General features: G+C 40.6%; 10 protein-coding genes, 1 other RNA gene and 2 pseudogenes. 5 read left to right on the top strand and 8 right to left on the bottom strand.

Annotated features, from left to right (window positions below):
• Window positions 1-201: 201 nt before the first annotated feature.
• The 5 genes and pseudogenes from ssrA to ACLI1A_RS18380 form a co-directional block, all read left to right on the top strand.
• Window positions 202-598: a transfer-messenger RNA gene (gene ssrA, locus ACLI1A_RS18400) on the top strand.
• Window positions 599-1,180: 582 nt separating this feature from the next.
• Window positions 1,181-2,701, top strand: a complete 1,521-nt coding sequence (gene istA, locus ACLI1A_RS18395) for an IS21 family transposase (protein ID WP_411410161.1) — start codon at window positions 1,181-1,183, stop codon at window positions 2,699-2,701.
• Window positions 2,702-2,727: 26 nt separating this feature from the next.
• On the top strand, window positions 2,728-3,474 hold the full coding sequence (gene istB / locus ACLI1A_RS18390) for an IS21-like element helper ATPase IstB (protein ID WP_411410160.1): 747 nt from the start codon (window positions 2,728-2,730) through the stop codon (window positions 3,472-3,474).
• Between the two features lie 330 nt (window positions 3,475-3,804).
• Window positions 3,805-4,683: pseudogene (locus tag ACLI1A_RS18385) on the top strand (IS982 family transposase).
• A gap of 69 nt (window positions 4,684-4,752) precedes the next feature.
• A pseudogene (locus ACLI1A_RS18380) lies at window positions 4,753-4,839 on the top strand (hypothetical protein); the annotation flags it as partial.
• Between the two features lie 155 nt (window positions 4,840-4,994).
• Here the strand turns inward: ACLI1A_RS18380 and ACLI1A_RS18375 are convergent.
• From ACLI1A_RS18375 to ACLI1A_RS18340, 8 genes are read right to left on the bottom strand one after another with little or no spacing between them, the layout of a single operon-like run.
• Complete coding sequence (locus ACLI1A_RS18375) at window positions 4,995-5,744, bottom strand: LytR/AlgR family response regulator transcription factor (protein ID WP_411410159.1); 750 nt, start codon at window positions 5,742-5,744, stop codon at window positions 4,995-4,997.
• Complete coding sequence (locus ACLI1A_RS18370) at window positions 5,741-6,721, bottom strand: sensor histidine kinase (protein ID WP_411410158.1); 981 nt, start codon at window positions 6,719-6,721, stop codon at window positions 5,741-5,743. Before ACLI1A_RS18370 ends, ACLI1A_RS18375 begins: the two co-directional genes overlap by 4 nt.
• 39 nt (window positions 6,722-6,760) lie before the next feature.
• Complete coding sequence (locus tag ACLI1A_RS18365) at window positions 6,761-7,444, bottom strand: ABC transporter ATP-binding protein (protein ID WP_411410157.1); 684 nt, start codon at window positions 7,442-7,444, stop codon at window positions 6,761-6,763.
• Between the two features lie 11 nt (window positions 7,445-7,455).
• Window positions 7,456-8,697: an ABC transporter permease gene (locus tag ACLI1A_RS18360; protein WP_411410156.1), complete on the bottom strand. Its 1,242-nt coding sequence runs from the start codon at window positions 8,695-8,697 to the stop codon at window positions 7,456-7,458.
• Window positions 8,690-9,388: an acyloxyacyl hydrolase gene (locus ACLI1A_RS18355; protein ID WP_411410155.1), complete on the bottom strand. Its 699-nt coding sequence runs from the start codon at window positions 9,386-9,388 to the stop codon at window positions 8,690-8,692. Before ACLI1A_RS18355 ends, ACLI1A_RS18360 begins: the two co-directional genes overlap by 8 nt.
• A 9-nt stretch (window positions 9,389-9,397) precedes the next feature.
• Window positions 9,398-10,519, bottom strand: a complete 1,122-nt coding sequence (locus tag ACLI1A_RS18350; RefSeq protein ID WP_411410154.1) for an efflux RND transporter periplasmic adaptor subunit — start codon at window positions 10,517-10,519, stop codon at window positions 9,398-9,400.
• A gap of 5 nt (window positions 10,520-10,524) precedes the next feature.
• Window positions 10,525-11,841 (bottom strand): TolC family protein, encoded by a 1,317-nt coding sequence (locus tag ACLI1A_RS18345; RefSeq protein WP_411410153.1) that lies wholly within the window; start codon window positions 11,839-11,841, stop codon window positions 10,525-10,527.
• A gap of 4 nt (window positions 11,842-11,845) precedes the next feature.
• Window positions 11,846-12,202: a DUF2147 domain-containing protein gene (locus tag ACLI1A_RS18340; protein ID WP_411410152.1), complete on the bottom strand. Its 357-nt coding sequence runs from the start codon at window positions 12,200-12,202 to the stop codon at window positions 11,846-11,848.
• Window positions 12,203-12,606 lie beyond the last annotated feature (404 nt).

Below are 12,606 nucleotides of genomic sequence, written 5' to 3'. Positions count from 1 at the left end.
TATAGAACCTTTTTGCGTTGTTTATAATTGTTAATTTAATAAATACGAAAACGATATAATAAATATAAATCACTTTCAAAACAAATCAACATGTCAAATATAACAAATATTCAACAAAAAAGAGTTTTCACAGAAATAATAATTTGTTACTTTTGCAACACATAAAAAGGTATGGTCTTTGTAAGGATTATACCCGCTTACGGGGTCGACTGGTTTTGACAGCAGGCCGATGTGAACAGTAAGCACGCCGGGAAATGGGGCTGTTCCCGTACATCATTGCCCCGAACCTTTAAACGGCGAAAATAACTACGCTCTTGCTGCTTAATTCTGAATTATAGTAAGATTAGCCTCGTCCCTGCAAGGCAGGGAGGCGGGATTCTCCTGAAAAGCCCTGGTTTATGGCGTTTCGATTAGGAGAACCGTAAAAGTAAACCTGGGGATGGCTTCGCTTCGTGGCTGTCCTGAGAAAACAGAAGCTAAGTAGTATGTGGCTGTTTCCGGCCAAGCATATTATCGAAAACACAAGCGGAAACTAAGCGTGTAGAAAGCTCTTTGCTTCCTTGTTTGGACCCGGGTTCGATTCCCGGCGACTCCACTTTCAGCTTTTGGATTGCTCGAAATGACAGTCCACAATATGAAAAAACATTTCCAAAAGCCTTAAAAACCTGCAAGTTACGTGATTTGCAGGTTTTTTTATTTCCCCTGCAATCACCAAAATTTTTAAAAGCGCTCAAAGTTTCTGTGGCAAAATCGTGGCAATTTCTATCCGGCAAAAAAATTGCCACGATTTTGCCACAGAAAACCACTTAAATACTTGATTTACAATATGTAAACTGAATTTACATCTTGACTGGATATACCAGTTAAATTGACCCCCTCTGGCCAGAGCAAATTGACCCCTCAGAGTTGTTGACAAAAAAAGCGTACAAGTTGTAGTTTGTGTCAGGCTTTAAAAACGGTAGTTTTTAGTCCTGGTTGGACAAACCAGTGCAAACTGACCCCTCTTGGCCGATTTAAAAAGACCCCTCTCGCCGGCTGAAATTGACCCCCTTTCGCCGGAGCAAACTGACCCCTCAAAAAAGTATAAAAAGTAGTCTTGTGCGGGCTTTTGGAACAAGGATTAGTTTAGCGTTTTGATAAACTAAACCTGAGATAGACCATGTCCAATAAGCCTATAAAGATGAATAAATTACGACAGATTATCCGTCTGTACTGCCAGGGTACAGGCATTAAGACCATCCACGGGATGGTGGGTACCTCCCGCAATACCATCAAGAAGTACGTCCGGGTCTGGAACACGCTGGACATGGATTTTGAAGCCTTTAGCGCCCGTAGCGACAGCGAGCTCTCGGTCATTTTTACCACCCCTGTTGCCAAAATCCACAGCAGCCCGCGTATGCGGGAACTGGAACCGCTGTTGCCTGAACTCTGTAAAAGGCTTAAAAAGAAAGGTATGACCCGTGAGATCCTCTATAAGGAATACCTTGAAAAGCATCCTAACGGTTACAGCCGTTCGAGTTTTAATAATGCCATCCATACGTACCTTCAACTCTCCAAACCGGTCATGCATGTAGAGCATAAGGCCGGTGATAAGATGTACATCGACTTTGCCGGCAGCAAGCTCAGGGTTGGCCAGGGAGAGGCCACGCGGGAGGTGGAGGTTTTTGTAGCCATACTGGGCAGTAGCCAGCTTACTTATGTTGAAGCGGTGGACAGCCAGCGTAAGGAAGACCTGATCCTTGCCTGCCAAAATGCCCTGCGTTACTTTGGTGGGGTGCCCAGGGCCATCGTGCCGGACAACCTGCGCTCGGCAGTAACGCGGGGCAGCAAGTATGAGGCAGTGCTCAACGATGAGTTTGCTGCCTTTGCCGAGCACTACGGCGTTACCATAGTACCTGCACGCGTTTATAAGCCCCGTGACAAGTCCTTGGTGGAAGGTGCGGTAAAACTCATCTACCGCAGCATTTACACCCGCCTGGAAGGCCTTAGCTTCGATACTCTTGTATCGCTTAACGAATCGATACTCCTGGCACTTGAAATGCACAACAACAAGCCCTTCTCCGGTCGCAGCTACTCCCGACGCGAACAGTTCGAGGAGATAGAGCGCGAAGCCTTGTCTGCATTAAACCCTATTGATTACCAGGTCCACAAACAGGTAATGGTTACCGTTATGAAAAACGGATACATACGCCTTGGGGAGGACATACATTACTACAGCGTGCCCTATACCTACATCGGCAAAAAGGTAAAAATACTCTACACCACAGCATTGGTAAAGGTCTATTACCAGTATACCATGATTGCCTGCCATGAACGGATAAAAAGTAAATACCATTACACCACCAATGAAGACCACCTTGCCTCACAGCACCGCTTCCTTACCGAGTGGAGCCCTGATAAGTTTATACAGCAGGCACAGGCCATACACGAAGACGTAGCCCTTTATATAGGCAAAGTGCTGGAACTTAAACCCTATCCCGAGCAGGCCTATAAATCCTGTTCGGGTATCTTAAGCTTCGCACGGCGTGTAGGCTCAGAAAGGCTTACCAACGCCTGCCGGTGGGCCATGAACCTTAGCCAGTACAATTATCCTGTTATTGAGGAGATACTGCGCAAGCGCCTTGACCAGTTACAACCCGAGCAGGAGCTCACCGAAATACCGCCGCACAGCAACATCCGCGGAAGGGAATATTACCAATAATCACTATTATTAAAACAATAATGACCATGAATAACGAAACCTTAGACAAGATGCGCCAGCTGCGCCTATACGGCATGTATGATGCCTTTAAAACCAACCTGGAAACCTCCATAAAAGAATCGCTCACACCTGATCAGTTCATTGCCTTTTTAATCGCCAGCGAATGGGACGACCGCCGTAACCGGAATATAGAAAGGGCTATTAAATCGGCAGGCTTCCGTTACAAGGCCTCACTGGAAGAGGTAGACTATGCCATTGACCGGGGGCTGGACAAAAACCAGTTCCACAGGCTGGCCGGGCTCGATTTTATAAAGGAACACAAGGATATATTTATTACCGGTTCCACCGGTACAGGAAAAAGTTACCTGGCAACGGCACTGGGCTACCAGGCCTACCAGGATGGCTTTAAGGTACTCTATGTCAACACAGCAAAGTTTATGGGGCTGCTTAAACTGGCCAAAGCCAAAGGGACACTGCTGGCTGAACTTAAACGTATAGAACGCATAGACCTGCTGATACTTGATGATTTTGGCCTACAGCCCTTCGACCCGCAGTCAAGGCTCATATTACTGGACATTATAGAAGACCGCCACCAAAAGCGTTCTACGATGCTTACATCGCAGATACCGGTAAAGCAATGGTATGATATAATTGGTGAGAAAACAATAGCTGACGCGGTACTTGACCGCATCGTACACCACTCTTTAAGGCTCGAACTTTATGGGGAATCATTAAGGAGAAGAAAATCTAAATCAGATAATGTATTTTTGTAAAAATATTAGTGAATAACCAGGACTAAAAACTACCGTTTTTAAAGCCTGACACAAACTACAACTTGTACGCTTTTTTTGTCAACAACTCTGAGGGGTCAATTTGCTCTGGCCAGAGGGGGGTAATTTAACTGGTATATCCAATTAGCATCTATATGTTTTTTTACAGTTTTTAAAACTACACTATTTCTTATAAAACAAAAAACAGAAGCAACCCGAAAACTACTTCTGTCTAAAAATGTATTTTAACCCGTTGTGCATTTTGATTTAGGAAAGTAAAAGTTGTGCAAACTACTAAAAAGCAGTAAATTGAAGTTCCTACACAACAATTCGATGCACAACTTTACAGCAAATTACGAGAAAATTTTATACGTTTTATATAGGTTCACTTCAGAAAATATTTTGCCCTATCAAAGGCGTACACCAAAATTGAAGGACATTGAAGTTGTTAGTCTTTGTCTAACAGCTGAATACATGAGTATTGATAGTGAGAATCATTTATTCAGGTTACTGCCTGATTTTTTGAAGCTAAAAATAGAACGTAGTGTTTATAACAGACGTAAGCGCAAGCTTTTTCCGTATTTTGAACATTTAAGACAACGCCTATCGGATTGTTTTAATGAATTTGAAGATTGTTTTATTGTTGATAGTATGCCTTTGGAAATATGTAAGTTATCGCGTTCGGCAAGAAGCAAGATATGCAAAGAATCGTTTAAGAGCTACCCAAACAAAGGTTACTGTGCAGTGCAATCAAAACATTATTATGGTTATAAGTTGCATGCGGTATGTTCTTTTAATGGAGTGGTTAAAAGCCTTGACATTACAGCAGCTTCTGTGCATGATATACAGTATCTAAAAGATATTCAGTATCAGATTAAAAACTGTACATTACTGGGAGACAGAGGGTATTTATCTTCGGAACAACAACTTAATCTCTTTGAGAGCTGTCAAATAAGGTTAGAAGTTCCAATGCGTAGGAATCAGCATAGCTATAAACCACAGCCTTATATATTTAGAAAGTCCAGAAAAAGGATAGAAACATTTTTCTCGCAGTTATGTGACCAGTTTATGATACAAAGAAATTAAGCAAAATCCTTTGAGGGCTATAAAACAAGAATCCTGTCAAAGATAACTGCCGTAACTGTAGTGCAGTACATCAACAAATTTATCTTCAACAGGAATATCAATAATATTAAAATCAGCATTATTTAAAATGCACAACGGGTGTATTTTACTATTATTAGTCCTGCATTGTTATTTTAGGACTAGTCAGTTTGGTATAACAGAAAAAGACGTCACTCAACACTTGGTTTTTTGACTCCTGTAGAGTTTGAAAATATTTCAATAAATAACAAAAAAGCAGCCTAAACAGTTTTTAAAAAAAGGACATTAAAAATCCTCTAGTAAACTATTGCAATTCCAACCCTTTTGCAGTAAAGAGAACGAGGCGACAGTACGATCTATTTGGAATTATCTTATTCACCAATAGAAACAAATTTCCATATTAAATTTCAGGATTAGCTTCACCCTTTTTCAAGCCATTTTTTAAACCTGGAAACCTTTAACCTGCTGACTATAATAATATATTCAATCGAGATAGTCAGTTTAAGCTCAATCTTTCTGTTCTCAAGGGGTTCGAAGTCTTTTATCGCTTTCCTGTTTATAAGCATCTTACGATTTACTCTAAAGAAATAGCCAGGATTACAAACAGAGTCTATGTATTCAAGGTTTTTATACAGTGGCAATTTTTCATTTTTAAAGGTATATAGATAAACGGTTTCAAACTCGATGCAAAATGCGGCGATTTCTTCAATGCGTTTTATGATGGTTCGCCCACGATATTGTGTAAGGAAGCTTTGCTGATAATCGATAGTAATTTCTTCCTTAATCTGTATGGGTTTCGCTTTATTAATCTGGGAAAAAAGCTTTTTATATTTTTCCAGCGCAAGTGTTACTTCTTCGTCCCGAAAGGGTTTTAAAATATAATTAATACCATTGCTTTGTATGGCCTGAAGGCTGTATTCTTCATAGGCCGTACAAAAAATAACCGGTACAGTAATATCGACATGCTTAAATATCTCAAAGCTTTTACCATCAGCAAGCTGTACGTCAAAAAACAGAAGGTCAACACCAGAACTGTTACAGGCTAAGTAGGTAACAGCCTCCGCTATTGATTCCAGATGCTGTATAACTGTAAAACCTTCATTGCTTTCTATAATTTCGTGCAAAAGCCTGGCGGTGTGCTGTTCATCTTCTACAATTACAACATTCATAACGTAATGAGTTTTAGCTTTACACAAAAAGCAGTTTCACTTTGTGTAAAACACATACCATGATCTATGCCCAGTAAATCATAGCGCCTTTTAAGATTTTCCAGTCCATACCCCGATGACTCCTTATTTTCCATCTTGGGGTTAATATTATTCTCAACATTTATAAAACCATCTGCAGATGTGTAAACATTTATCAGTAAAGGTGTTTTGCCGCTCATAGCATTATGCTTAAAACAATTTTCTGCTAAAAGTTGTAAGGATAAAGTGGGTAAAAACAAATTTTGAAAAGCATCATCAATCATCAGATTCATTTGCACTCCGGTTTCATTGCGGCTTTTCATCAGGAATAAAAATGCCTCCATTACCTTCAATTCTTCAGATAATGTAAGCGTAGTGTTTTCATTATATTTTAACGCCTGCCTGTAAAAATCGGCCAGATTTAGTATAAACTCTTCTGACTGCGGATGGTTACTGTGCACCATACCCCTAAGAGTGTTAAGCGAATTAAACAAAAAATGCGGATCTACCTTGCTGCGAAGCGCTTCGAGCTGCACCCGGTAGTTTTCGGTTTGCACCTGCTCTTTTTCAAGTTCCAGCCTTACCACTTTTCTATTTGTGCGTAAGGCATATTGAATTATTGTAAAAGGGATAATTGCTATAAAAGATTTATAAACAAACAACCACTTTACAGGCCGATTCCTAAAAAAGGGGAAAAGCGAAAAAACGTTATATGCGACGATTAAAAAAATGGCACAACCAAGAACTATTTTAAGCCATTTATATGTTTCGGCCTTGGTATTAATAAAATATAAAAGGTGCCAAAGCAGGTAAAGCATTACAGAGATAATCGTCCAGCGCAATATAGTATCGGTGTTGATGTTTCCGGATTCTATATATTCATGGGACGTGATGTAGTTTAATACCGGAAACAACAGGCATAATACTATGGGTAATATTTTTTCTAACGACAGTTTCATAAGCATATAATTACCGCAAAGCTAACAAATTAAGGAGCATTAGCTTTTCTGCTGGCTTACAATTTTACCATCCATCATGTCGATTATCCTGTCACAGCTGGCGGCAAATTCATCATCGTGGGTAACAGCAATAATGGTTTGTCCGCGCTCTTTTGCAAGCTGCCTGAAAATCTCAAATACTACTTTTGTATTTTTAGAGTCCAGGTTACCGGTAGGCTCATCGCCCATAATAATCGAAGGGTCGTTAATAAGTGCCCGGGCAATGGCTACTCGCTGCTGCTGCCCCCCAGATATTTTACTGGCAGGTTTATCCTCATGGCCTTTAATATCCAGCATTCCGAGCAGGCCCATGGCCTTTTCACGAATTTCTTCTATAGGCTTCTTTTTAAGCTTAAGAGCCGGTAGCATTACGTTATCTAATACCGAAAATTCGGGTAGGAGGTAATGAAACTGAAAAACAAAGCCTATATGCTCGTTTCGGAAAGGAGCGAGTTTGTTTTGTTTTAAACCTGTAAGCTTAGTGCCATTTATGGCTAAGGTGCCTTCATAATCGGTATCCATAGTAGACAGCAGGTACAGTAATGTTGACTTACCTGAGCCCGACTTGCCGGTTATGGCAACAAACTCGCCCGGATTTACATCAAAGCTAATGTCTTTAAGCACCTGAAACTTTACAGGTTCTACAAAATACTTGTTTATATTTTTAGCAGAAAGTGCATACATAATCGAAACGTTTATCCTCTTAAAATTTCTACAGGGTCTATCTGGGATGCCTTCTTTGCAGGCAGGTAGCCGGCCACAAAAGTTACCACAAGGCCAAAAATCATAGCCAGGATATAATCGGAGGCATTGTATGAAATAGGCAATGATGTAAAGGAAGCAATCCTGAATGGAATGCGGTCAACAATAGATGCTATGGTATACCCCAGTAGTAACCCCAATATACCGCCCATCAGCCCGATAATTACAGATTGCATTAAAAATATTTGTATGATGTCTTTACCATCAAAACCCATGGCTTTTAATATTGCTATCTCCCGTATTTTTTCATTTACAGTCATGTTCATGATATTATAGATACCAAAACCTGCTACTATAAGTATGGTTAAGGAAACTGCCACAGCAATGATGTCCCTTAGCGTATTGGCCGACTCTAGCTGGCTGTTTCCTTCCTGCCATGCTTCGGTCTTAAAAGGTATGTTGCCCCGCACCCTGTCGGCAACTTTTTTTGCATCGTTATAATCAGTTACATTCGCCATGACATCGGTAGCATAGCTACGATTCTTATTTAAAAGTTGCCTTGCCGTGCGTATTGATATCAGGGCTTTAGATTTATCTACACTGCCTGAGCCGGTTTCCAGGATAGCTACAACACGAAATATTTTTGTAACACCATCAGATGTGGTAAGAGTAATATTATCGCCTAATTTAGAGCTCGCTTTATCGGCAAGTCCACTGCCCAACACAATACCATCCGGCCGTTTATCCAGTTCGTTAAGGCTGCCTTGTGTAATGTAAGTAGCCGTATTAAACAAAAGATTTTCATGCTGTACATCAATACCCGAAAGCGTTCCGTTTACTTTAGTAACCCCATTCCGGAAGAATACGTTTTGGTTTACCTGTTCAGTTACCGCCACAATGCTTTTGTCTGCCTCAAGGGTGTTAACAACATCCTGTGCATTTTTAATGCCTTCGGTATAACTTATATTTTTGCTGTTATTTACCCATAATAACGTATCGGCAGATTCAGGCTGGTTTAAAATAGGTTTTGCCTCACCTGTCAGGTCGTTATAAACCCTTATATGGGCCATGGTGGTGAATGTTATTTCGGTTTGGGCACCATTTACACCATCCATAAAACTATTCATAAAAATATACATGGAAATACCAAAGGTAACGCTCAGTACAGCTACTGCAAGTTGTTTTAAGCGTGAGGTAAGGTGTACCCAGGATATTTTATTGTTTGTATTATTCATTATCTGAGTCAATATTCCAGTTAATACCCGCAAAAAGGCCATTGCTGTCATGAGATGGGTTTCGTTTTGCACCCTTGGTGTTTCCGTTAGAAATGTGCAGGTGCCTTGCCCCGCAAAACAGCGAGGTTTTATTGTTAATAGCAATTTGTAGCCCCAGGCCATACTTTGTAGTGCCGTTCCAGTAGGTACCTAGGCGCGAATCGTGGGTTGTGGGCTTAGGGAAATTATCAAAAAAGTATACTATCCCCCCACCCGATTCAAACCAAAATTTCCAGGAAGGCTTGTTTATCATATAAAAACGTGCAAACGGCCTCATTGAAAACCCCAAAGTAGTGTTATATTCATCAAAAGGGCTGGTCATACTAAATTCTGCACCTACAGACATCCATTTCCTTAGCATAAAGTTTACCCCGGTATTACTTTGCACTACAGTTGTGTAAGGATATTTGTAGCCAAAGGTTATACCACCCTCTGTATAAACAGAAAGACGGTTATTAAGAGTGCTGTCTTTTGCTGTTAGCAATACCCCCCCGGCGACCACTACCGCCGGAATTATAAAGCCCATATTTGTATGCAACTCCACAGGTTTAAAACCTAAGGGATTTTGATACCATTTATCACCAAACGGATATTGCGCCTTTACCGTAAGAGTAAAAGCAACAATAATAAGTAAGATAACTTTCCTTTTCATATTTCCTTTTTAATTGGTTTGCATCATGTCTCCGGATTCTTTTTGCTGCTCTTGCTTTGCAACCTTCAACACATCTTTTTCGGTAAGTCCGCTTTTTACCTCTATAAGGCTGCCGTATTTTTTGCCTGTAGTTATTTTCCTTTCGTCTCCATTTTTCAGGAGTACCGTGTTATCTTTTATCAAAACGTTAACCGGCACAAGCAACACACTTTTTCTTGTTCCTGTGACAATGTTGGCCTGCAACTGTGTACCCGATAGTATAACACCCGGTGGTATCGTAAACCTGGCCTCCACCACATAAGATTGTTCTGTTTCGTCAAAGGCAGGCAGTATCTTGGTAATTTTTGCAGTAAAAGAACTGTCCGGGTAAGTATTTAGGCTAATAGCGGCTTCCTGGCCTAAGCGCACCTGTACGATATCTTCTTCTGCAACATAAAGCTTTAAAATATACGGTCCGCTGCCAATACGGGCTATTACTTCGCCCTTTCGAACAAGTTCGCCTTTCTTTTTATAAACATTAATTACCCTGCCAGGCTTATCGGCAGTAAGGGTATAATTATCCAGTAAATCCTGCTGGGCCTGCAATTGGGTGCGGCTCCTGCCGGTATTAAGCTGTAGTGCGCTTTGTGCTTCGCCATACTTTTGTTGAAGGGCCTTTAGGCTGTTTTGCGAAGCCTTATATTTAAGTTCTGCATTTTCAAGCTCAAGGGGCGAAACAGAATTTGTTTTGCGTAAACCGGCATAACGCTCATAGTTAAGCTTGTCTAACGCCAGCTGGCTTTGGGCCTGGTTTATCTCGGCCTGTATCTGTAAAAGCTGTGGCGATGAATTTCCTGAGTTTTTAAGTGCATCATGGTATACCATGCTGCTTTCTTCTACCTGTGCGCTTTGCACATCACTTTTAATCCGGGCCAGGAAAGTGCCTGCAACCATAGTATCACCTTCTTTTACGGGAATTTCCAGTATAATACCATCTGCATTTGCAGAAACCACATATTCATCATCCTGGGTAATTTGCCCGCTGGCAAAAACAGCCTCCTGAATAGTTTTGCGCACGGGTTGTATATGTTCCTTCTTTCCGCAGGAAATAACAGTAAATAAAAACAATATGTAAAAAGTATTTCGCCACATAGGTATTACGGTTGTGTAGTTATAGTCTGCCTTATGTATATTTTATAATAGCTTATATAGTAATTACTTAAAGCCTGCATATACTGGTTTTGCACGGCAAGTAAATCTGCAAATTTATCCAGGCGTTCATCCAGGCTAATGATGCCGCTATTGTAACGGTTAGCGGTAAACACATCGTTTTGCTGCTGTAAATACAAAATCTCTCCCTGTTTTTGTAACTCCTGAACCGATTGCTGATATTGCAGCAACAGGGTTTCATCTTCTTTTGCAGCCTGTATTTTCTTGCTTTCTAAAAGGGTTTGCTGCTGCTCCAGCGTCAGATTTGTTTGTAATACTTTTTCGCGTGTGGCGAGGCCATTAAAGATGGGCACGCTTAGTTTAACCGCAAAGAGTTGCTGCGGCAGCTGGTTGGTATTACCAAAATTTAAAAAACTATCGCCGGCCCATGTATAATTGTATTGATACAATAGGTTAAGCGAGGGATAATACAACGATTTTACCTGTTTTAGCCGGGCCTCAGCCATTGTTGCCTGGGCTTCCTGTAATTGTACCTCCGGATGAGGTGCATTTATAGCAGTTTCTTTAAAGGGGGGATCCTGTATATTTATGGAGTCGGTTAATACTATTGGTCCGATGATATTGAGCTGCTGCTGTAGCTTATAGTATAGTTCTTTAACCGAGTATTGCAGGTTATCCAGGCTATTTTTTGCCTGTATATGCTGTATGTTAGCACGATTAAGATTTTCCTGGGTTATAATGCCCTTACCATATTTCTCAGATGATGTTTTAAAAATACTGTCGGCCACCATGAGGTTTTCTGCGCTTATAGCAATGTACTTTTCTGTAAGCAGGATGGCATAATAGGTTTGTGCCAGTTCGTTAAAACTATTGTAACGTATGGTAGTTACCGAGGCTTTACTGACGGCTTCCTGCGCTGCAGCGGTTTTTACCGCAAACCATTTTTCAAAATCAAGCAGGTTCCAGTTCGCCTGTAGCCCTGTTGTATAAAGATATTTCCTGCCAAAGGTAAATTCGTTATAAGTACCTGCCGGGGCTGTGGGGTCAAACAGGTTAGCAGGCACCAGTGTAGGTTGTAGTGTAATATTATCAGTATATCCGGCAGAGCCATTTACGGTAGGCAGGAGCGCCTCTTTTGCAGCCCTGGCCTGCGAATGGCTTATTTTTTGCTGTAAGCCAGCATTTTTTATGGCTGCCGCATGGACATCAGCATAGGCAAATACCTCTTGCAAGGAGCCAAAACGTTGCTGCGCGATAGCCTGAAATCCGTATAAAAACAGTACCAGAAAAAAAAGCTTTTTCATTACTTTACTGTTTTTGGCGGTACCATTTTTGTGATTTTGAAACAAGCCCGTAAGAACCCTTAATCTCAATTGTATTGGCATTTATTATTGTAACCGTGCAGTCCAGCTCTTTATTTTTCTTAATAACATGCAATGTACCTTTGTAGCTTGTACCCTCTTTCTTTAAACCGGTAATTTGCTTTTTACCAATTAAGGAATTGTCTTCGGATTTTACGATTGTGGCATCGTATATCCCCGAATTTTGGGTAAACTCCAGTACACGGGTTTTATCTTCATTTATCCATTTATCTGATAAATCATTATCAATGGCGTTTCCATGATTGAATTGAAGGAATGTAAATAGAGACAACAGATAGATCATTTTTAATATTTTAGGTAAAGTTCCAGAGTTTACTGTGACTACCATATTAAAAATTGGCTGTAATGAACATAACGAGCAATGAATTGAACATACTAAAACTTTAGTCGTCAGACCAAGGCCTGCAAACTTAAAGTTCCTCCCGTCGGCGGGTTGGGCAACATGTTAGTGGTTTTGATAGGTGTTCTCATAAATGTGATGCAATTTTTAGCGTTAAATGGAAATAAGTTTACTTATCTGAATCTGTTCCAGAAATGTCTCGTCATGGGAGACTACAATCAGTGGAGTAATAATACCATTATTACAATCCTTTACGACACAATCTATATAGAGTCACTTTGGGGTTATCATGGATTGCTATATTCTAAGTTTAAGCCATATTCCCGTCCTTAAAACGTATGCCAAAA

The sequence above is a fragment of the Flavobacterium sp. RHBU_3 genome (assembly GCF_046613565.1).
GTDB lineage: Bacteria > Bacteroidota > Bacteroidia > Flavobacteriales > Flavobacteriaceae > Flavobacterium.
Note: the sequence above shows the minus strand (reverse complement) of the source record. Positions and strands in the feature narration are given on the sequence as shown.